The 20,460-nt window shown below is 47.0% G+C and carries 18 protein-coding genes; 9 read left to right on the top strand and 9 right to left on the bottom strand.

Annotation, left to right across the window (positions count from 1 at the left end):
• Positions 1 to 487: 487 nt before the first annotated feature.
• Together L4D19_RS22065 and L4D19_RS22060 are read left to right on the top strand one after the other, a co-directional pair.
• The gene (locus tag L4D19_RS22065; protein ID WP_428454268.1) at positions 488 to 1,345 is read left to right on the top strand and encodes an ABC transporter ATP-binding protein; all 858 of its coding nucleotides are present in this window, start codon (positions 488 to 490) and stop codon (positions 1,343 to 1,345) included.
• Positions 1,342 to 2,214, top strand: coding sequence for an ABC transporter (locus L4D19_RS22060; RefSeq protein WP_428454267.1), 873 nt, complete (start codon positions 1,342 to 1,344; stop codon positions 2,212 to 2,214). Before L4D19_RS22065 ends, L4D19_RS22060 begins: the two co-directional genes overlap by 4 nt.
• A gap of 58 nt (positions 2,215 to 2,272) precedes the next feature.
• On the opposite strand, the gene L4D19_RS22055 is transcribed toward L4D19_RS22060, so the two are convergent.
• The 4 genes from L4D19_RS22055 to L4D19_RS22040 all read right to left on the bottom strand — a co-directional run bounded on the left by L4D19_RS22055 (position 2,273) and on the right by L4D19_RS22040 (position 7,932).
• Positions 2,273 to 2,476, bottom strand: a complete 204-nt coding sequence (locus L4D19_RS22055) for a helix-turn-helix domain-containing protein (RefSeq protein ID WP_075762066.1) — start codon at positions 2,474 to 2,476, stop codon at positions 2,273 to 2,275.
• A 104-nt stretch (positions 2,477 to 2,580) separates the two neighbouring features.
• Positions 2,581 to 5,415, bottom strand: a complete 2,835-nt coding sequence (locus L4D19_RS22050) for an Hsp70 family protein (protein ID WP_428454266.1) — start codon at positions 5,413 to 5,415, stop codon at positions 2,581 to 2,583.
• Between the two features lie 55 nt (positions 5,416 to 5,470).
• Positions 5,471 to 7,306 (bottom strand): Hsp70 family protein, encoded by a 1,836-nt coding sequence (locus L4D19_RS22045; RefSeq protein WP_428454265.1) that lies wholly within the window; start codon positions 7,304 to 7,306, stop codon positions 5,471 to 5,473.
• The gene (locus L4D19_RS22040) at positions 7,306 to 7,932 is read right to left on the bottom strand and encodes a DUF2760 domain-containing protein (RefSeq protein WP_075762114.1); all 627 of its coding nucleotides are present in this window, start codon (positions 7,930 to 7,932) and stop codon (positions 7,306 to 7,308) included. Before L4D19_RS22040 ends, L4D19_RS22045 begins: the two co-directional genes overlap by 1 nt.
• A gap of 516 nt (positions 7,933 to 8,448) precedes the next feature.
• On the opposite strand from L4D19_RS22040, the gene L4D19_RS22035 reads away from it, so the two are divergent.
• Positions 8,449 to 8,802: a YajD family HNH nuclease gene (locus tag L4D19_RS22035; RefSeq protein WP_075762063.1), complete on the top strand. Its 354-nt coding sequence runs from the start codon at positions 8,449 to 8,451 to the stop codon at positions 8,800 to 8,802.
• Positions 8,803 to 8,900: 98 nt separating this feature from the next.
• Here the strand turns inward: L4D19_RS22035 and L4D19_RS22030 are convergent, their stop codons facing one another.
• Positions 8,901 to 9,983: a site-2 protease family protein gene (locus L4D19_RS22030; protein ID WP_428454264.1), complete on the bottom strand. Its 1,083-nt coding sequence runs from the start codon at positions 9,981 to 9,983 to the stop codon at positions 8,901 to 8,903.
• 128 nt (positions 9,984 to 10,111) lie between these two features.
• Positions 10,112 to 10,405, bottom strand: a complete 294-nt coding sequence (locus tag L4D19_RS22025) for a winged helix-turn-helix domain-containing protein (RefSeq protein ID WP_075762061.1) — start codon at positions 10,403 to 10,405, stop codon at positions 10,112 to 10,114.
• Between the two features lie 234 nt (positions 10,406 to 10,639).
• On the opposite strand from L4D19_RS22025, the gene L4D19_RS22020 reads away from it, so the two are divergent.
• The 6 genes from L4D19_RS22020 to lpxL (L4D19_RS21995) all read left to right on the top strand — a co-directional run bounded on the left by L4D19_RS22020 (position 10,640) and on the right by lpxL (L4D19_RS21995) (position 16,906).
• On the top strand, positions 10,640 to 10,777 hold the full coding sequence (locus L4D19_RS22020) for a periplasmic nitrate reductase, NapE protein (RefSeq protein WP_428454263.1): 138 nt from the start codon (positions 10,640 to 10,642) through the stop codon (positions 10,775 to 10,777).
• 65 nt (positions 10,778 to 10,842) lie between these two features.
• Positions 10,843 to 13,335, top strand: a complete 2,493-nt coding sequence (gene napA, locus L4D19_RS22015; protein ID WP_428454262.1) for a nitrate reductase catalytic subunit NapA — start codon at positions 10,843 to 10,845, stop codon at positions 13,333 to 13,335.
• 11 nt (positions 13,336 to 13,346) lie between these two features.
• A complete protein-coding gene (locus L4D19_RS22010) occupies positions 13,347 to 13,817 on the top strand; it encodes a nitrate reductase cytochrome c-type subunit (RefSeq protein WP_075762059.1) in 471 nt (156 codons plus the stop codon).
• 13 nt (positions 13,818 to 13,830) lie between these two features.
• Positions 13,831 to 14,412: a NapC/NirT family cytochrome c gene (locus L4D19_RS22005; RefSeq protein WP_160654606.1), complete on the top strand. Its 582-nt coding sequence runs from the start codon at positions 13,831 to 13,833 to the stop codon at positions 14,410 to 14,412.
• 293 nt (positions 14,413 to 14,705) lie between these two features.
• Positions 14,706 to 15,650, top strand: a complete 945-nt coding sequence (gene lpxL / locus L4D19_RS22000; protein ID WP_428454261.1) for an LpxL/LpxP family Kdo(2)-lipid IV(A) lauroyl/palmitoleoyl acyltransferase — start codon at positions 14,706 to 14,708, stop codon at positions 15,648 to 15,650.
• A gap of 329 nt (positions 15,651 to 15,979) precedes the next feature.
• Positions 15,980 to 16,906 (top strand): LpxL/LpxP family Kdo(2)-lipid IV(A) lauroyl/palmitoleoyl acyltransferase, encoded by a 927-nt coding sequence (lpxL, locus tag L4D19_RS21995; RefSeq protein WP_428454260.1) that lies wholly within the window; start codon positions 15,980 to 15,982, stop codon positions 16,904 to 16,906.
• 125 nt (positions 16,907 to 17,031) lie between these two features.
• On the opposite strand, the gene L4D19_RS21990 is transcribed toward lpxL (L4D19_RS21995), so the two are convergent.
• The 3 genes from L4D19_RS21990 to L4D19_RS21980 all read right to left on the bottom strand — a co-directional run bounded on the left by L4D19_RS21990 (position 17,032) and on the right by L4D19_RS21980 (position 20,052).
• Positions 17,032 to 17,874, bottom strand: a complete 843-nt coding sequence (locus L4D19_RS21990) for a pirin family protein (protein ID WP_428454259.1) — start codon at positions 17,872 to 17,874, stop codon at positions 17,032 to 17,034.
• A 126-nt stretch (positions 17,875 to 18,000) separates the two neighbouring features.
• Positions 18,001 to 18,621: a DNA-J related domain-containing protein gene (locus tag L4D19_RS21985; RefSeq protein ID WP_428454258.1), complete on the bottom strand. Its 621-nt coding sequence runs from the start codon at positions 18,619 to 18,621 to the stop codon at positions 18,001 to 18,003.
• 138 nt (positions 18,622 to 18,759) lie between these two features.
• Complete coding sequence (locus L4D19_RS21980) at positions 18,760 to 20,052, bottom strand: HAAAP family serine/threonine permease (RefSeq protein WP_428454257.1); 1,293 nt, start codon at positions 20,050 to 20,052, stop codon at positions 18,760 to 18,762.
• Between the last annotated feature and the right edge of the window lie 408 nt (positions 20,053 to 20,460).

Here is a 20,460-nt window from a genome sequence, read left to right as displayed (position 1 = left end):
AGGAAGCGCATCATATGTGCTACTGAGTGATAGGATTCTTTTGTCTTAAAAATATAATTGCTTATTAACATCGTGATGCCATGCATTAAGAATCTCTACCTGGTTGGGGAGCATAAACTTTCTTTCGTTTGAATAATGCGATATTTATCATGAATACCATTGCCTTAAACAGAGGTGATCAATAAGCCTTTAGTATTGTTTTCTGAATTTTCAGCTCGAATGAGAAAGCATTGTTAAGCAGTTATTCAGTGTCAAATTTATGTGCCTTGCTTTGAATATGCCAAGTCGGTTCGCCTTGGCTATTGCTTGCCTGTATTCCATTTCTTTAGCTCGTTACCGAATGAAGCGCTAGCTATATCCAAGTCATTCTCACTGCACCCTGTATTTTGAGATAGTTTGGGTATATTCAGTTGGCGCTTATTCTTTCTCCTTTTCGTTTGGTATCATTTCCAAACTGAATACAATCAATCTGCAATAGGTAGATCTCGTGGGAATATTGATCAAAGCTGAACGGCTATATAAGTCATATCAGCAGCATCAGGCGCTACATAATGTTAGCTTTGAGCTCCATACTGGCCAGATATTTGGTTTATTAGGGCATAATGGCGCTGGAAAATCGACGTTAATCAAATCGCTGCTAGGGACACAGGCATTTGACGGAAAGTTATCCGTATTTGGTCTCCATCCGCAAAAGGAACGGGTAAAAGTAGTTAATGATCTGGCCTATATTTCTGACGTGGCTGTATTGCCAAATTGGATGACAGTAAAGCAGATCCTGAAATATATGGCGGGTGTTCACCCTTCATTTGAGCGGTACATTGCTGAACAGTATTTGAATGACACCGATATTCACTTTTCGGCTAAAATTGCAAGCTTATCCAAGGGAATGAAAGTCCAGTTGCACCTGGCTATCGTGATGGCAACAAATGTCAGAGTTCTAATTCTTGATGAACCAACGCTCGGCCTAGACTTGATGTACAGAGAAGTATTCTATCGCAGTTTAATGTCGTGGTTCAGAGAGGGTGAACGGGCATTGATTATTGCGAGCCATGAAGTTGCGGAAATAGAACATTTGCTTACTGATGTTTTGGTACTGCGAAAAGGAAAAACGGTTCTTCAGGCAAAGGTCGATGAGCTTGAGTCTCGTTTTGCAAAGCTGACTGTTATCCCTGAAACATTGGATGCAGCTTTATCATTGGCTCCACTTTATCACAGGCCGGGAAGCAACAAGCATGAATTGATATTCGAAGCTACCGAACGATCAGAGCTTGAGTCTCTGGGTGAAGTATCGTCTGCAAGCCTGGCAGATATATTTATTGCTACTCAGCAGGAGGTCAGACTGTGAGAGCTCTACTACATCTGCTCGAAAAAGAGTTGATAGAATATCGTATCGTCGTAAAGTTACCGCTTTTTATCGCATTGTTTGCCGTATTGAATTTTGCATTGCTAATGAGCGGTGACAACGTTAGTTTCTATATTCAATCTTCGGGAGCCGGGGAGTGGGTGCTAGGGACTGACTCGCTCGGTTTTGCCAGTTATGTCGGAAAACTCAATGAAGTTGTTGCCGGTTGTGTTTATATATTGCTTTTCCTGGTTTATGTTCCCAAAACTTTACGTAAAGAGCGTAATGAAGGCAGCTTAATGTTCTGGCGTGCCGTCCCTGTTTCTGATCATCTGGCCATTGCCGCAAAATTACTGTTTGCGCTTGTGATTATTCCACTCATTACATCCATGCTGCTGCTTTTTTCTGATGTACTTGTTTGGTTACTGGCGAAGCTATGGATGCCTATGGATACGATGGTGTCTTTTGCGATAACTGTTCCTGACATGCTTTGGCACTGGTTTGGTTTTATCGGCAGGGTAACATTGATGAGCTTGTCTTTATTGCCGATAGCTTGCGTATTGTTGGTTGTGTCTCAGCTGATATCTTACCCAATGGTTGCGGTTGTGGTTGCGGTAATAGCGATAAAAGTCATGTCCTATTTAGTATTCGGTACGAGTGAAATTGGTGATTTTTTGAGTGATATTTACTCACTGCCTCTGACTATCCTGACCGATGAGAATCCGTTAGATGCCTATCTGAGTTTAGGTATATTGACCCACTTAGCTCTGTTGCTGGTAAGTGCAGGATTATTTCACCTGTGTAGCAAACAGAGATCAACGGATGAGAGTGCTTTCAGCATGTTGTTCAGTAGCCTGAGTCGGACTAAATAGGTGGGTATAAAAACGGAGAGCAACGCTCTCCGTTTTTGATTACGGTATGTAGAAATGATTACGCAGCAACAATGTTCTTAAGGTAATCGACTTCGTTTTTATACTTTCTGACGTTGCGAGAAAGTGTTCCCTTTGGAACATCGAAGCGCTTCTCAGCTTCATAGCTGGACAAGCCGTCAAAGATCACCGCCTCAACAGCGATGCGCTGATTTTCTGATTTAAAAATCCGCTGAGCAATTATCTTATATTGGGTACGGTTCATTGTAATACTCACTAGGTATATTGCGTTCTCTGCATGAATACCGTGGCAGAGAATATGAAATACTTTATAAAAATGAGATTACCAGCCTATACCCTAACAGAACCTTAATCGATTAGCCGAAGCCCTGTCGGTAATGCATCCCCGAATACTCGCTTGGTTTCAGCCTCTGTAAGTACTTTTACTTCCGAGACCATCTGAATCCAGCTATCCGGAGCCTTGCTTGCCTTTAGTTTGGCGATGACATCGGCACGGTTCTGATCGTCAATATCTAGAGTGCGGTCACCTGTCATTCTGCACATCATAACAGCGGCAAAAGCGATGTTTGGATCTTTGCGCCAGTCGTAATCCATAAGCTCGGGCAAACAGTAGGCGACATGCTGTGGCGTCAGCAGGTTATGCGCACTGCCATAAAACGGACTGCGGCTTGCGATACGCCCGATGGCCCACCAGTGCGCCTGAGAGTATTGGGCCTTTTGCAGACGTCCAAAGATCCACTCGATAAGCTGCAGCTTCTTCTCAAAAGGTAGATGCTCAAGTGTGGCTGCAAGGCGGACCATATCTTCATAGCTACGCTCTTGAAGCTCTTTGTTCAGCTTGCTGTTGCGTGTTGCGCCAGGATTTATGTATTTGGCGATATCCTTAAAAATCACCAGTTGCTGCTCTTGGCTAAGGCCACCGGCTATACGACGCCAGAATGTCCACCAGTCGCTCCACGTCTGCGTTTTGCTGTCAAACTGGAGCCCGTGCTGGTAGAGAGCCCAAACTTGTTCCATTCGCCAGTCATCGGATGGGTAGCCAAAGCCTGGTCGCATCGCAAAACCCGTCAGCTTGAGCCAGTTTCGTTCATGAATATCTGAACGACGACGGCGTTTCTTACTTTCAAGCAGGGCATTAGCCAGTTCGCGCAGACAGGGCGTTTCCCAGTTGTCGCGTTTACCCAGCATTTTTTCAAGACTGTTTCGAAGGGTTTTGATGGCTTTGTCATCGGCATTTTTGGTGCTACCACCGTAAACTTGCTTAATCGCACTGATAGCATCATCCATACGAGCTGGCAGAATAGACTCCGCCATGGTGGCGTCATCGCTACCACGATTAAGCTTGGCTAAATCCTTGCGGATAGCAAATTCTACTTTCCAGCGCTTGCTGTCATCGTTCACACTGACACATTCAATCTGCAGGGTACCCACTTCGGTCAGCTGACAAGCTAGCGTGACTTCTTCGCGGTCCTTTTGGTTGGCAGCCAGTTCGGCACGATCACGATCGCTGTCCAGCGTTGCAATGAATGGGGGGAGGGTAACGAAGCTGTCAGAGTCGATAGCAAACAGTTCACCGGCTTCAGTGTGGCTGTCATCGGTTGATGAAACAAGGTTAAAGCGAACCGGTTCCCCAAGCGTCAGGGCAAACTTGCGATCGGTTAAGTGTATCTCTGTGCCTTCATCGATCCCTTTGGGCAGGATGCAGATCCCTTGTTTGCTTTTTTTCTTGTCTTCAAGCGTCAGGAAGAAAGAGCGGGCAGAACCACCACCGATTTTCAGTTGTGCGCCATGACGTGCCTTGGCATAGGCGACAGCCCCGTATGCCACTGCAAGATCTGGGTGAGGGTTTTGAAGCTCAGTGACGGTGTCACCTCTCCAGTGGGTGAATGTAGAGAGTACACGCTCAGACAATAGCGGGCTGTTGAACACTCCTCCATTAAGCAATACAGCGGAAGGAATTGCCGGAAGGCTTGCCTCGAGATCCGCGCCATTGTTTTCCAGAGCCTCACGGCAGACTGAGTCATGCAGGTCAATAAACTGAGCCAGATGCTTGCTGATTGCCGGATCGGCTGCATAGGGCAGGCCAAACTCGACCACAGCGGCCTGGCGATGACTTGGCTGATCACTGTATTCCGTTTTAGGGAAGAAACCGTCGAGTGCTATGCTGTGAACTTCCTCTCGGGTTAGCTCGATACTTTTCGAGCCACCGATAAGGCGAGATCCGCTACCCAGCAAGGTGACTTTGGCCGACTCCGGGGCATTACCGGAAAGCAGCTGTTCTTTCACTTTGCGAGTTTGCTGTATAAGCTTTGACAAGCCTGCAGCACTAAGCTTCTTGGTGCCACCGTGAAGGCGCTGTTCAGCTTTGTGGGCAAGAGCCAAATCCAGGTTGTCACCACCAAGCATAAGGTGGTCACCAACACCGATACGATCAAGGGTCAGCTTGTCATTTTCTGTGCTGACCTTGATAAGGCTGAGATCAGTGGTACCACCGCCAACATCACACACCATCAGTAGCGGAATATCTTTAAGCTGAGCTTCGGCAGTGTCTTTGTTTTTTGCGTACCAGTCATAACAGACGGCTTGAGGCTCTTCGAGTAGCAGAATCTTTGGTAACCCTGCCATTGCTGCGGCTTCCAGCGTCAGTGCGCGTGCTGCTTCATCAAAGGACGCAGGAACAGTCACCACAACTTCCTGATCGGCAAGTTTGGCATCCTGATGGTGATAGTCCCAAGCTTGTCGAACATGGTTAAGATAGCTGGCACTGGCTACTACCGGCGAGACTTTCTCGACACTGCTATTTGACGACCATGGCAGAATGGCCTCGCTGCGATCAACACCAGTGTGCGAAAGCCAGCTCTTGGCACTGACGACCTGACGGCCTTCAACCTTGGCGCCAAGCTCGCGGGCAAATTCACCGATAATAGCATTGCTGATATCGCCTTTAACCGGTTGGATATCCCATGGCAATACCAGTTCTGACGGGCTTATTTCACCTTCTGCAGGGTGATAGCGAAACGAAGGCAGCAGTGGTTTGCGGGCAACTTCACCCGGTGCGATAAGCTGGTCAATTTCAAAGATGTTGATTGGGCTTGTTTCGAGTTCGTCGGTGATTGGTGTATAAGCGACAACAGTGTGGGTTGTACCTAAATCGATACCGACTAGATAACGAGGGGAAGACATTGGTTACTCCGTTAAAATTACGGCGCATCATGGATGCGCCGTAACAGGGTAGGGATTACTTTTCGCGAACGTCGAATTCGACCTGCCATTTCTGGCCGCCATCGGTAGGGATGGCTTCAAGGCATAGTGTACCAAGTTCGGTAACACGGGACGCAAGACGTACAGGCACAACCTCACCCGCAGTACGACCGTCAGAAACAGGTAGTGTTACCTGAATAGCTGGTAGTTCTTCCAATTCTTCCGGCTGCCACCAGTCAAGGTGGGTGCCGGCCGGGTCTTCACGGCGAACTGTGGAACCAAAGAACTTGAACTGTACCGGTTGGCCGATGACCAGACCAAACTCGCGGCTTGGAACGTCAGCGTGAGTACCTTCTTCCATACCGAATGGTGCGACACACAGTGCCTCCAGAGGCGGTTCCATACCTGGGATTGCCGGCATAGAGCTTTCGATACCCACGTAGTAGCTGCTTGCAATACCACCGCGGATTCGAACGCCTTTACCTTTACGTACTGAACCGTAGTAAGAAGCACCGCTTGCAACAGCCAGATCAAGGTCTAGGCCTTCAAGCAGTTTAGCTTCGTTACTGCCACCCGCCGCTAGCCAGCTGTTAATGATAGACAGCAGACGCTGAGAAAGCAGGTCTGACTTCAGTACACCGCCGTTAAACAAAATTGCTGTCGGACGGATGAAGTCTTCATGTAGCTGGTCGTATTTTTCAAACAGCTCGTCAACAGCTGAAGACTGGCGACTCAGGAAGCCGGCAACATGACGCGACACGGCTGCATCTTGTGCGTATGGCAGGCCCATCTGAGTTAGGGCGCCGCGCTGCATTTCAACAGGGTGCTCTTCAATGCTGTTCTGAGGGAAGAAGCCTTCTACCAGTGTTTGCTGGACTTCTTCTTGTGTCAGTTCGGTCTGCAGCGTGCCGCCAAGAAGCTTGGAGCCACGGCTTGGTACAACAATTGGTACTGCCTGTAGCTCTGCATCACTTAGCAGGGCTTCTTTGGCATCACGGCAAGCGTGAGTAATCGCCTGTATTTGCCATGGCTGAAGCTGTTTACCTTCCTGAGCTAGCTTCATCTTCAAGCGATAAGCCAGCGCCAGATCCATGTTGTCACCACCCAGAAGGATGTGATCACCAACCGCGACGCGGTTCAATGTCAGGTTACCTTCTTCTTCGGTTACCGCAACAAGTGAAAGGTCTGTGGTACCACCACCGATATCAACCACCAGAATCACATCACCGACAGACACTTGGTCGCGCCAGGTGTCATCGTTATTCTTCAGCCAGCTGTATACGGCTGCCTGTGGCTCTTCTAGCAGGGTCATATGCTTGAAGCCAACGCTACGTGCCGCTTCTGCTGTCAGTTCGCGGGCTGCAGGGTCGAAGGAGGCCGGAACCGTGATGGTGACATCCTGATCAAACAGCGGCATTTCAGGGTGCTGGTTGTTCCAGGCTTCTGCCAGATGCTCAAGGTAGTTACGAGTGGCATCGATAGGGGATGCCTTTGCAACTTCTTCAGGGCTGTTTAGCGGCAGGAAAGCATCACGACGGTTTACACCACCGTGGCATAGCCAGCTCTTAGCACTGGCGATAAGGCGGATTGGCGTTTTGCTGCCAAGCGTTCGTGCCATTGCGCCGACAATTGCTTTTGGTTGCGCATTCCATGGCAGGGCGGTATCGCCTTCTGCGAGTTCAGACTCGTGAGCCTGATACATAAATGATGGCAGCTGATCTTTTTCTTCAACATTACCCGGTGTGGTTAGTTGGGCGATCGGCATGACGTTGACTTTTGCTTCTTCATCTTGCAGATCGACATAAGACAGTACGCAGTGAGTGGTACCTAAGTCGATACCAACGCTAAAACGATGTTCTTGTGTATCTTGCATTACAGTTCTACCTCAGCGGCGGCTACAATACTTGCATCATGACCGTCTGCCAGCTTAGGCAGTTTAACGTCGGTCACTTTCCAGCCGCGATGGATAAGGGTTCCAGTGAAAGGTGCTTCGCCAATAACATTACCTGTTAGGCGCACTTCTGAGGCATTGAAGCCTTGTGGCAGGGTAATGCGTGTCTCTTCGTCTTCAGAACGAACAGGGGCAAAGCTGAAGTATTCGTTTAGGACTTTCTGGCCACCTTCGTGAATAACACGAGCGGCAGCGCCGATTTCTGCATCAGCAAAACCTTTCAGGTCTTCCTGCATGAAATCAATAAAACGGGCTTCTTGTTGAAGCAAAGAAAGTAGCTGAAGGGCTGCATCCGGAGTTGCTGTTTTTAGCTTCGGCTCAACTTCAACAATTTTTTCAACGATCTTTTCAACTTCAACGATCTTCTCTACAGGTTTTTCAACCTCAACGATTTTCTCTACTTCGACTTCTTTCTCGACAACTTTCTCGACTTCAACTGGTTTGCCTTTTTTGGCGATATATAAAACCAGTAACACTAATACCAGACCGCCTAACCAAGCGTGTCCCATATCAATTGTTGTCGGCATTGCCGATAAATCCACAGTCATTTTAGAAAAATCAAAAGCCATATCCGTCTTCTCTTTACAGTGAAAAATCGATTCACTATGAACAATTTGGGCTGAATACTAACATACTCATCCTGCATTACATCTAGGGTGGACCTTTTTTTACTTCAAATTATGCAAGAATTGATGCCTTAGATTAATTTGCAACCAATCAAGGGTTTGACATAACTCTGTCATTGTATGTCTATCAAGATGTTATTCTACAACGCCCATATTAATATTGATGAAATCTTTGATTGCTTCCTTTCATTTTTAGTCTATTTTTCACGACTTTGTCAGTATTCTGCTGATCCCTTGGCTAATTTTGTTCAATCAGGCTGAGCCGAGGCTGGCTTCATGGGGCGTTTTGCGTAATTATGCGCCGGAAGTGGTGCGTATCGGTAACCAGAGCCAGTGGAAAATCATTACAATGTGTGTTTTGTCCGGTTATTGCGATGTATTTTGGGTACACTTGCGGTAGATTTAGATAATTGCTTTAACGAACCATCAGGCTGAATTATGTCATCAGATTATTACGGCACTAGTGCCGCTTATGCCCGCAAAGAACAAGGTTACCGTGAAAAAGCGCTGAAGCTTTATCCTTGGGTTTGCGGTCGTTGTACCAGAGAGTTTGTTTACTCCAACCTTCGTGAACTGACGGTACACCATGTCGATCATGATCATACCAATAACCCGGAAGACGGCAGTAACTGGGAGTTGCTATGCCTGTTTTGCCATGATCACGAGCATGAAAAATATACCGAGCATGATCAGCAGACAGGCAGTGTGATCAAAGCAGGTGAAGATGATCATGAAGCGGCGACGTTTAATCCATTTGCTGATTTAAAAGCAATGATGGAGAAAAAGAAGTAGGTTCTTGTTCCCTCTTCTTATGAAGGGGAGGGCTAGGGGGGGTGTTATGTTAACCCCCTCTCAGCTTCCCCCTTGAAAAGAGGGAGGAGTATTCCAATCTAAGATCCCAACACTTTCAGTGGCAGCCCTAGCATGGCGTCGCCTGTGCCTGCGAAATACCAGATTATTCCAACCAATGCACCGACCAGCCCGACATACCACACGAAGGAAACGATTTGCCCATAACGATCAAGCGGGAGAAGGTGGCTATTGTGGCGATATTTCCATTCGATCAGGATCTCGATAGAGCCCATGATGAGCAGAAAGCCGAACAGTGCCAGCCCCAGAGAATAACTCAGACAAACGCCGCCTACTGCCGCCAAGGCACATAAGCTGATTCCCACCTTACTATTCATTGAAAAGCTGATGCTTTTTAACACATGCCCGCCATCTAGCGGCAAGATTGGCAGTAGGTTAAACAAGTTGAGCAGGGCATTAAATACAGCCAGACCAGCAAAAAACATCTCGCCGGTTGTCCAGTAGGCCAGGGTGCAGATGAGAGACATAATAAGGCCAAATAACGGGCCCATGATCGAAATGACCACATCTTGCCATCGCGTATTTATCTTTTCGTCACTCAGTGCCAGTCCGCCAAGAAAAGGTATCAGGTAAATACCTTTGGTTTTCATGCCAAAGTATTTCATTGCCCTGATATGGCCATACTCGTGAAAGACCAAGCAGGCAACCAATGCGAGGGCAAATTGGACGGAAAATAGCCAGGAGTAGGCAGCGAGACTGGCTGCAGCTAATACTCCTTTGATTACCTTGGCACTTTTTAGCAGCTTCATGCCCAGAGACGCCAAGCCGATTAAGCTAAACTTTCGCTCGGGAGACGGTAGGGCTTCCGGCGTCTGTTGCTCAATATCTTTGGTGTTTCTTGAGCCGTCGGCAATGAGTTGTTCGTTGGCACTCAGGCGATATTCCATCAAGAATGGTTGCCAGCTTAATGCCACCTCGACACGACATTGAATCACTTCTTCGTCATTACTCAGTTCGAACTGATGTACATGCTGGTTGGTATGATCAGCATCGGCATTAATTTGGGATACCAGTGTATTATTCCAGAAAAGCTGCTGCCAGCCCGCCATCGACCCTTCCAATCGCAATGGGCGGCCAAGAAAATCAATTGATAGTAGTTCCAAGGAAAATTCCGTTTGTGCAGAGTAACAATAGATCCGGGATTATGCTTTCCGACAACAGACACGTAAAGAGGATAAACATACTTGGTTACGTGTTACTTGAAGGGCAAGCTTATTAGGTGGTTCATGTCTTAGGGGTAGTCGAGGACCAGTTTTATCTCTGTCAGATTATCGATAATCCATTGTTTGTTAATCGCTCCCCAGTCAGTAATCTTATAGTGGCCGCTGCGGTTACGTTCCCCCTTGGTTTGGACGAAGGTACAGATGATATCCAAGTCAGCAAGGCTTTTAATGGTGTCCTGGGCTGTTCGTCTCGGCATGCCGGTGTATTCGAGAATGCCGGGCACTGTCGAGATGCCGCTGTCAATCAGGTGAGCAAGATACAGGCGGCGATAAAAACTGCTTTTCGTTTTGCTGGTAGCCATAGACGTCACATAAATCCTTTTATTTTGTCCTCACCTTCGAGAGTAACATTAAAGGGGGGCTGGCAACAGCCAGCAACTGCGTGTATCTCCGGACTTCAGCTTCCTCTTCAATAGTTTCCGATACGATGTCTGTTTTTCTTACCATTTTTATGACGCCTCCTACTACTGTCAGAGTTATCAATTTCCCAGAAGCTGACTAGAGTTAACATATCGAAATAGTCTTGGAGTAGGCGGATGGAACATGAGAATCAACGCCGAGCTGAGCTCAAAGCTTTCCTGTTTATTACCGTAATCATGTTTCCGATTCTAGCTGTAGCCGTTGTGGGCGGTTATGGCTTTTTGGTGTGGTTTTTACAGGTGCTTACAGGCTAATTACCAGTTAAAACAGGCCGCGTTGTAGAGATGGCCGAAACAGTGAAGTATGCAGAGAGGTCGTAATGAAATGTTCACGACGGAAGTTTATTAAAGCGCAGGCCGTAGCATCTGCAGCGGCAGCGATTGGAATGACGATCCCGGTGAAGGCCAGTAATGTGGTGACGGATGCATCAAAAACTCAGTTGAAATGGCAAAAAGCACCGTGCCGTTTTTGCGGAACAGGGTGCTCGGTAAACGTTGGGGTGAAGGATGATAAAGTTGTTGCGACTCATGGTGATATCAAGTCGCCAGTGAACCGTGGCCTGAATTGCGTGAAGGGTTATTTCCTCTCTAAGATTATGTATGGTGATGATCGCCTGACTCAGCCAATGCTGCGTATGAAAGGAGGTAAGTACGACAAGAACGGAGAGTTCATCCCGGTGAGTTGGGATCAGGCCTTCGACATTATGGCCGAGAAATGGAAAGCGACGCTGAAAGAGAAGGGCCCGGAAGGGATAGGAATGTTTGGCTCGGGCCAGTGGACGGTTTATGAAGGGTATGCCGCATCGAAACTGATGAAAGCAGGGTTCCGTTCCAATAACATTGAACCTAATGCCAGGCACTGTATGGCGTCTGCCGTTGTTGGCTTTATCAGGACGTTTGGTATTGATGAGCCGATGGGGTGTTATGACGATATCGAAGCGGCTGACGCTTTTGTTCTCTGGGGCTCTAATATGGCGGAAATGCACCCCATTTTATGGACCCGGGTAACTGACCGACGTTTGTCGAGTCCGCATGTAAAAGTCTCGGTCCTATCGACTTTTGAGCATCGTAGTTTTGAGCTGGCAGACATCCCTATTGTTTTTACTCCTCAGTCTGATCTTGCCATTCTTAACTTTATTGCCAACTACATCATTACCAACAACAAGGTAAACCAAGATTTTGTCAGCAAGCATGTTAACTTCCGCCGGGGGGCGACAGATATCGGTTACGGACTGCGCCCCGAGCACCCACTGCAGCAAAAAGCGAAGAACCCGGACAGTGGCGCCTCTGATCCAATGACATTTGACGAATTCAAAGAGTTTGTTTCGGAGTATACGGTAGAAAAAGCTAGTGAACTCTCTGGCGTGAAACCGGATAAGCTTATTGAATTGGCAGAGCTTTATGCAAACCCCGATACTAAAGTAGTGTCATTCTGGACCATGGGTTTCAACCAGCATACTCGTGGGGTTTGGTGTAATAACCTGGTCTATAACATTCACCTTCTGACCGGGAAAATTTCCACTCCAGGTAACAGTCCATTTTCATTAACCGGTCAGCCATCGGCTTGTGGTACTGCCCGTGAGGTAGGTACTTTTGCCCACCGTTTGCCTGCAGACTTGGTGGTTGCCAACCCTGAACATCGTAAGACAGCGGAAAAGATCTGGAAACTACCAGACGGGACTATCCCGGGTAAAGTTGGTGCTCATGCGGTATTGCAAAACCGTCTATTACGCGACGGAAAGATCAATGCCTATTGGATCCAGGTGAACAACAATCTCCAGGCGGCGGCCAATATCAACGAGGAGACCCTGCCGGGTTACCGTAATCCGGATAATTTTATTGTTGTTTCCGAGGCGTATCCAACAGTGACGGCTCAGGCTGCCGATTTGATCTTGCCCACTGCGATGTGGGTCGAGAAAGAAGGTGCGTATGGTAATGCAGAGCGTCGAACTCAGCTGTGGTATCAGATGGTCAAGGCGCCCGGCGAATCCAAGTCAGATCTCTGGCAGTTAATGGAGTTTTCAAAACGGTTCAAAACGGAAGAAGTATGGCCGAAAGAACTGCTGGATACGAACCCGAGTTACAAGGGTAAAACGCTATTTGATGTGTTGTTCATCAACGGCCAGGTCAACAAGTTCCCGCTGTCCGATCTGCCGGAAGGACAGATTAATGATGAAGCGACAGAATATGGCTTCTATGTGCAAAAAGGGTTGTTTGAGGAATATGCCGAATTCGGCCGTGGCCACGGCCATGATCTGGCACCGTTTGAGATGTATCACCAGTCTCGCGGGTTACGTTGGCCGGTTGTCGACGGCAAGGAAACCCTATGGCGCTATCGTGAAGGTTCGGATCCGTATGTAAAAAAAGGTGCGGGCTTTGAGTTCTACGGCAAGCCTGACGGTAAAGCGATCATCTTTGCACTGCCTTTTGAGCCGGCGGCTGAAGCGCCGGATAAAGACTATGACCTCTGGCTTGTTACCGGTCGGGTGCTTGAGCACTGGCACTCCGGTTCTATGACGCAACGGGTTCCAGAGTTATTTAAGTCTTATCCGAATGCACAAGTGTTTATGCACCCTGAGGATGCAAAATCCCGCGGATTACGACGCGGCGATGCGGCCAAGGTTGTTTCCCGGCGCGGTGAAATCATCACGCGAGTGGAAACCCGGGGCCGTAATAAGCCGCCGAAAGGTTTGGTGTTTGTACCCTGGTTTGATGCCAGTCAGCTCATTAATAAGGTGACATTGGATGCAACCGATCCGCTGTCCAAGCAGACTGACTTCAAGAAGTGCGCAATTAAAATAATGAAAGCATAGGAGTCTGAATAATGAAGGGTTTAATTTCCGTACTTCTTTTGCTAACGGCCGCTTTGTCACTTTCTGCCGCGGTAGTGGTTGCGGCTACTGCGATTGTTGATGAGGAGTTGGCGACACTGCGTATGTCGGCGCTAGATACTCAGCCCGAGCCTCCGGTGATGAGCCATCCTCTCAATACTGACATTATTCCGAAGCGAAGTTATCCGATGCAGCCGCCAGTTATTCCGCACAAGATTGACAATTACCAAGTCGATCTGAATGTGAATAAGTGTATGTCTTGCCATGCTCGGAGCCGGGTAGAGGAAACGCAGGCCCGCATGATCAGTGTGACTCACTATATGGATCGTGATGGTAACTTCCTAGCAGAGCTTTCTCCGCGAAGGTACTTCTGTCAGCAGTGTCATGTGGTACAAACCGATGCGAAGCAACTGGTCGGTACTGATTTCACAGATCTTGACACCTTAATTGATCAAGAGCAGTGAGGAGGTAGCCAGCATGTGGAACTGGATAAAGAAATGGTGGCAGCTGGTTCGTTCTCCATCGAAATATTTCAGTCTTGGGTTTTTAACCCTGGGTGGATTTATTGCCGGGATCCTTTTCTGGGGTGCCTTCAACACAGGTATGGAATTTACGAATAGTGAGCCATTTTGTGTGAGCTGCCATAGAGATAATGTCTATCAGGAAATTCAAGGCACCATCCACTTTACCAACCGTACCGGTGTGCGGGCTATTTGCTCTGATTGTCATGTTCCTCATGACTGGACAGATAAAATGGCGCGTAAGATGCAGGCTTCAAAAGAGGTGTATGCTTGGGTTACCGGCGCAATTTCGACGCTAGATAAATTCAACGAAAGGCGACGGCATATGGCTGACAGAGAGTGGGCAAGAATGAAGAAAAACGACTCACTGGAATGCCGGAACTGTCATGAGTTTGTTTATATGGATTTTACCCGCCAGTCACAGCGAGCAGCCAATCAGCATTCGACGGCGTTAGCTGGTGGGGAGAAAACCTGTATTGACTGTCATAAAGGTATCGCCCACAAGCTACCTGATATGCATGGCGTTGAAGGGTTTTAACTCTTCTGTCGTGATATAGCCAAAGGGTAACAAGATACTTGTTACCCTTTTTGGTTTCGAGCTGTACAGGCACCTTAAATAGATTTTACTGGTGTAAAAATCGTCAAAAATGGCTACATCTTTCCTTATTTTTTCTGAAAAGGTGACATCAGGTCAATAATTGTTATGAAAAGTAAATATCTCTATTACTTATAAAGCAGAGGTAATAAAATGCTTTGCTTTTTATAGCATGGGTATCCATTGTTTTTACAGTGTGTACATAACAACAATTAGCACTGCGAACAATAAACGCTATGAGCAAATCTGAAGCACCAACTTTTAGTTATAAGTTTCTCCTGCCTCGCTATTGGCCAACATTAGTGATGGTATTGATCATGTACCTGCTTAGCTGGCTGCCATATTTTATCCAGTTTCGCCTAGGGCAATGGATTGGGCAGGCAGTTATGCGGGTTTTGCCGAAACGTCGCCAGACCATTGAGAAGAACCTTTCGCTTTGTTTTCCTGACATGCCAGAACAGGAACGTAATCATCTTGTTGAAATGAATATCAAGAATGCCGGGCTGGCACTGTTTGAAACCGGAATGGCCTGGTTTTGGCCTGATCTGCGTGTTCGCCGCCACGTAACCCTTGAAGGCATGGAGCATATATACAAGCTAGAAAGCGAAGGGAAGGGGATGTTGATGATGGCGGTTCACTCAATGAACCTGGAATTGGGGGCACGTGCGTTTGGGATAACTAAAGCGGGGACGGGGGTTTACCGACCGAATAGCAATCCCTGTTTTGATTATTTCCAGTATCAAGGCCGTTCTCGCTCAAACCGCACCTTGATAGATCGCAGAGATGTAAAAGGGATGATCCATGCATTGCGTACCGGTAAAGTCGTATGGTATGCCCCGGATCATGACTATGGTCGTCGTCGTTCAACCTTTGCTCCGCTTTTTGCCGTTGAAAAAGCGTGTACGACAACGGGAACAAGTTTATTGGCTGATGCATCTGAATGCGCTGTAGTGCCGTTTACAATTGTCAGAAATACAGAATCCGGCCAATACACCCTGAAAATTCATGAGCCTTTGGAAGCCTTTCCTCATAAAGATGAACAGGCTGCGGCAGAGTACATCAACAAAGCCGTTGAGCGTTCCATCATGGAAGCTCCCGAGCAATATATGTGGCTTCACCGTCGCTTTAAGACTCGCCCGGAAGGAGAGACTTGCTTATATGCTAAATCATCGTCCCAGTGAGAGATTTATTGCCTAAGTAGGCCTAACGCGTCCATCTTTCAAAAAGCCCACTGAATGTGGGCTTTTCTTTCCTCGTCAAGCATGTCATTCATTCCTCTTGGGTATTACTCGTTGCTATTTGTTCTCTGTAATGTTGTAAGTTTACAGAGCTAACTATTGGATTTAAGAATAGTTTTCTTAATATAGCCTGTATGGATAGCTAGAAGTCTTGTTACAGTCTTGCATGATTGGTTACTAATTAATAAAATACGATGTTCGATAGGGGTACTCCCTTGCTTTTATTGACCATGATGAAGCCAAAATAATAACCATGGGAATGTTTTTCTGATATGAGTAATTTAACAGCGCCTACGTTTAAAAAAGCGTTTCTTCATCCACGCTATTGGCTAACGTTGACCATGATTGGTGTGATGTATCTAATCAGCTGGTTGCCGTATTTTATCCAGTTCCGCCTCGGCCAGGGGCTTGGGCGCCTTGCAATGGTAATAATGAAAAAGCGCCGCAAGACGATTGAACGTAATCTTGAACTTTGCTTTCCGGATATGTCAGCTGACGAACGCGAGACGTTGACGCAAAAGAACATCGACAATACAGGTTTGGCCATGTTTGAGACGGGCATGGCTTGGTTCTGGCCTGATTTGCGTGTTGAGCGCCACGTGACGTACGAAGGTTTGGAGTATCTTCATCAACTTGAAGAGCAGGGAAAGGGTGTTCTATTGATCGCGGTGCACTCGCTGAATCTTGAACTCGGTGCTCGGGCATTTGGTTTGAAGACTCCGGGCGTAGGTGTCTATCGACCAAATACGAATCCTTGTTTTGATTATTTCCAGTTTAACGGCCGTATTCGCTCGAACAAATACATGGTTGATCGCCGGGATGTCAAAGGAATGCTGCGTGCATTGCGAAGAGGTGAGCGCGTTTGGTATGCACCCGATCATGATTATGGTCGACGCCGTTCGACTTTTGCCCCGCTATTTGCGGTTGAAAAGGCTTGCACCACAACAGGTACGAGTTTGCTGGTGGATGCTTCAGATTGTGCCGTTGTGCCATTCGCGATGGTCCGCAATACGGATACGGGGCGTTATACACTTAAGGTCTTCCCACCTCTGGAAGAGTTTCCTCACAATGATCCTGATGCTGCCGCTGTTTATGTAAACAAGGCCATCGAGCGCTCAATTATGGAAGCGCCGGAACAGTATATGTGGCTTCACCGCCGCTTTAAGACTCGCCCGGAAGGCGAAGAATCGCTTTACTAATCTTGCCCAAGCGCAAATAAAAGAAAGTGTAGGGAAGAGCACGGCGATCGCTTTCCTTACACTTTTTTTTGCCTGTGGCTCATTGATCCAATGAGCTAATCTTCAAATAAATTCGCTTTCCGGCTTTAACCAACCAGCTTACCTTGCTGATAATCAGATATCGCCTGCTCAATCTCTTCCATGCTGTTCATCACAAAAGGACCATAGTGAACAACGGGCTCATCGATGGGCAACCCAGAAAGAAGCAAGATGCCAGTATCCTCTGTTGCTTTGATCGACAGACCTTCACCGCTTTCGAGAATAGCCAGCTGACCTGCCCGGGCTGTGACGCCGGCGATCTCAATAGCCCCTTTGTAAACATACAGCATGGCTTGAAAATCCGGGTTCAGGCAACTGTTGAATGATTCGCCGCTGGCTGCTCGCCAATCGGCAACCGTTGTCGGAACGCCGGTTTTTTGTAAAGGGCCGGTTAATGTCTCACCCTTGATGGTCAAATCGCCGGAGATAACACGGACCAGGCTATTTTCAGAGAGTGATTTTTCCGTGATCACCTCGGGCTGGAAATCATGATACTGTGCCGGCTGCATTTTCTTGGTTGCTGGTAGGTTTATCCATATTTGAAAACCATGCAGGTTGCCATCGGTCATCATGGGCATTTCACTGTGAATGACCCCTCGTCCGGCTGACATCCATTGCGCGCCGCCATCACGCAGTTCACCGGTGTTTCCCATATGATCTTTATGTTGAAAGTGACCTTGCAGCATATAGGTAAGGGTCTCGATGCCTCTGTGCGGATGAGGAGGAAAACCGCCAATATAATCTTCGGGGCTTTCTGATTTTAGCTCGTCTATCATCAGAAATGGTGAGAACTGGCTGTTGTTAAAACCATGTGCTCGTTGAATTTTTACGCCATCGCCATCGGACGATGGGTGAGAATCAATGATTTGCTTAATACGTCTGATAGCCATATGTCCTCCGAATACAAACCCATTCAATGGGGAATGTTGCTAGTGTAGGAGGGTGGCCTGATGGTTAACAGAGGGTAAAGGTGAACAGCTTGTTTGAAAAAACTGAATGACTTTGAGGCGCTATACCTAGAACCTAGAACCTAGTCTTTGCCATGCTTCACAAACTTTACGGAATTGTTCTGCATCACCATTAGGTCTGTCAGGGTGCCAGCGCAGAGCGAGCTTGCGCCATTGACGGCGTATTTGACCAGCCGTCGCATCTGCAGGGAGTTCAAGCAACGCGAGATCCTGATGATTGGCACTGGATAGCGGTGCCGATGAAGCGCCCTGCGAAGAGCCGATGTGGCTCTGATAGCGTCGCCAGAACGAAGATAGCAAGGCCTTAACGGCTTCGGCATCTGTGTTGTAGTTTCGCCAGTCAAGATAGTAATCCCTTAACGGATCATTGATGTCGATTTGATTATGGTCTGATGCCATGTTGTGGGATAGACGAATGTCCATCGCCTGAGCCTGAAGCCATTGTTTTGGCAATAACATCTCCTGAAGTTGATACAAGGCATTCATCAGGAGGAAATTACGTTTAAAAAGGTCTTTTTCGGGATCGTCGTCGAGTGTTTCGAGAAGGTTTTGTTGCCTGAGCGCATCAGCCAGCGTATGGATCATCCAACCGGTAGGTTTTACTTGCAACAGCGATATAATCGGCCAGATCAAAGGATTATCGTATTCGGTGTACTTATCTAGATCCATTTCTCAAATACTTCTCATTGAATATAAAACCAGCCTAGCAGAAAAATGAAGGATGAAGAAGCTAGCTGCTTGATTCTGAGTAGTTTGGGTATAAAAGAGGCCATCAATTGATGGCCAAATATCAGATTGAAACAAGCGTTACTGCGCCAGCGAATAGAAAATGGCAGAGATTGAAATTAGGCCAATTATCATTACGAAAACGTTGCTCAATGCACCGGAGTATTGTCGCATGCTAGGCACTTTCTTGATGGCGTACATCGGCATAATAAAGAGCAGCATAGCGATGATTGGGCCACCAAGGCTTTCGATCATACCCAGAATGCTTGGATTGATAGTTGCAACAGCCCAGGTTGTTACTAGCATGAACAACGCTGTAAATGTATCAAGCGCTTTGGGTTTAATCTTTTTGCCTTGGCTACGAGCGACTTTGATGACTAGACCGTTAAAGCCCTCACTGGCTCCCAGGTAATGACCAAGAAAAGACTTGGTAATTGCAATAATGGCAACGATTGGAGCTACGTAGGCAATTACCGGCGTGTCAAAATAGTTTGCAAGGTAGGTGAGAATTGAAACATTTTGCGCTTTGGCCTCTGCCAGGTTTGCCGGAGAAAGGCTTAGCACGCAGCTGAAAACGAAAAACATAACAGTGGCAACCATCATTACATGGCTACGAATAAGAATACGCGAACACTGCTTTTCGGCATTTTTTCCATACTCTTTTTGTTTGGCTACGGCGAATGAGGAAATAACCGGTGAATGGTTAAATGAGAAAACCATAACAGGAAGGATTAACCATACTGCCATGAAAATTGTATAAGCACCGCCTTCAGCCGGTATTACCTGATCGAAAATTGCACCGTTCCAGTGGGGAACTAGGTATAAAGCCAGCATCAGCAGTACAGCAACGAAAGGAAAGACTAATACACTCATTGCTTTGATAATTAGCTGCTCACCAAGACGCACGATAGCCATCAGGCCAACAATGAGAGCTAATGCTAAAACGGCACGAGAGGGAGGAGCGACATTTAATTGGTGTTCCATAAAGCTTTCTACCGTATTGGTGAGTGCAACACTATAAACCAGCAATATTGGGTAGATGGCAAAGAAATACAGCAGAGTAATGACCTTACCCATCCCTGTACCAAAGTGCTCCTCAACAACCTCGGTGATATCTGCACCGGGATTAGAGCTGGAAAGTACAAAGCGAGTCATGCCTCGGTGAGCAAAGAAAGTCATTGGCAGAGCTAAGATTGCCATAACGACAAGAGGGATCAGGCCACCAACACCGGCGTTAATGGGTAGAAATAATGTACCTGCACCCACAGCCGTACCATAAAGCCCCAGAGCCCAAACAGTATCGTTTTTACTCCAGCCCATTTTGGCTGATTTTCTTGCAGAATGATTAGCAGTATTGTTTTTCACAGTGTCCATAATGGACATCTCCTTTTAGGTATAATGTCTATAGCCTTCAAAGGGTTCAAGTCGTATATCTTCCATGCTTCGCGAAACGCGAAGGAATATAGGCAGAGCGCAGTTAGTTCTCTTTACCCTTTATTGGGGTATTTAAAGAGAGCGATTCAAATTAGTTCGAATGAACAAAGAAATTAAGCTGAATGATATCAGTGTCTGCTATATCGCTAAATTAATAAAACCTTATAAATACTTTGGAACCCTAGACGACGAAAGGAGTATAGGGGATTATTTGTGGTACAACTATTTTTTTAATCTTGTGGTTGTTTGTTTGGGTAAAGAATATGCATTTGTATCAATACCTAAAAAGAGTAGTTATGAAATAGCGTGAGCGATGGTGAAGAGTTGTTACAAGTTAGAATAATTAAA

This window comes from Photobacterium kasasachensis, assembly GCF_050336885.1.
Lineage (GTDB): Bacteria > Pseudomonadota > Gammaproteobacteria > Enterobacterales > Vibrionaceae > Photobacterium > Photobacterium kasasachensis.
Note: the sequence above shows the minus strand (reverse complement) of the source record. Positions and strands in the feature narration are given on the sequence as shown.

Excerpts from the sequence above, each read along its gene's own strand:
- L4D19_RS22055 (WP_075762066.1), bottom strand. The coding sequence starts at position 2,476 with ATGAACCGTACCCAATATAAGATAATTGCTCAGCGGATTTTTAAATCA.
- L4D19_RS22050 (WP_428454266.1), bottom strand. The coding sequence starts at position 5,415 with ATGTCTTCCCCTCGTTATCTAGTCGGTATCGATTTAGGTACAACCCAC.
- L4D19_RS22045 (WP_428454265.1), bottom strand. The coding sequence starts at position 7,306 with ATGCAAGATACACAAGAACATCGTTTTAGCGTTGGTATCGACTTAGGT.
- L4D19_RS22040 (WP_075762114.1), bottom strand. The coding sequence starts at position 7,932 with ATGACTGTGGATTTATCGGCAATGCCGACAACAATTGATATGGGACAC.
- L4D19_RS22035 (WP_075762063.1), top strand. The coding sequence starts at position 8,449 with ATGTCATCAGATTATTACGGCACTAGTGCCGCTTATGCCCGCAAAGAA.
- L4D19_RS22025 (WP_075762061.1), bottom strand. The coding sequence starts at position 10,405 with ATGGCTACCAGCAAAACGAAAAGCAGTTTTTATCGCCGCCTGTATCTT.
- L4D19_RS22020 (WP_428454263.1), top strand. The coding sequence starts at position 10,640 with ATGGAACATGAGAATCAACGCCGAGCTGAGCTCAAAGCTTTCCTGTTT.
- napA (WP_428454262.1), top strand. The coding sequence starts at position 10,843 with ATGAAATGTTCACGACGGAAGTTTATTAAAGCGCAGGCCGTAGCATCT.
- L4D19_RS22010 (WP_075762059.1), top strand. The coding sequence starts at position 13,347 with ATGAAGGGTTTAATTTCCGTACTTCTTTTGCTAACGGCCGCTTTGTCA.
- L4D19_RS22005 (WP_160654606.1), top strand. The coding sequence starts at position 13,831 with ATGTGGAACTGGATAAAGAAATGGTGGCAGCTGGTTCGTTCTCCATCG.
- lpxL (WP_428454261.1), top strand. The coding sequence starts at position 14,706 with ATGAGCAAATCTGAAGCACCAACTTTTAGTTATAAGTTTCTCCTGCCT.
- lpxL (WP_428454260.1), top strand. The coding sequence starts at position 15,980 with ATGAGTAATTTAACAGCGCCTACGTTTAAAAAAGCGTTTCTTCATCCA.
- L4D19_RS21990 (WP_428454259.1), bottom strand. The coding sequence starts at position 17,874 with ATGGCTATCAGACGTATTAAGCAAATCATTGATTCTCACCCATCGTCC.
- L4D19_RS21985 (WP_428454258.1), bottom strand. The coding sequence starts at position 18,621 with ATGGATCTAGATAAGTACACCGAATACGATAATCCTTTGATCTGGCCG.
- L4D19_RS21980 (WP_428454257.1), bottom strand. The coding sequence starts at position 20,052 with ATGGACACTGTGAAAAACAATACTGCTAATCATTCTGCAAGAAAATCA.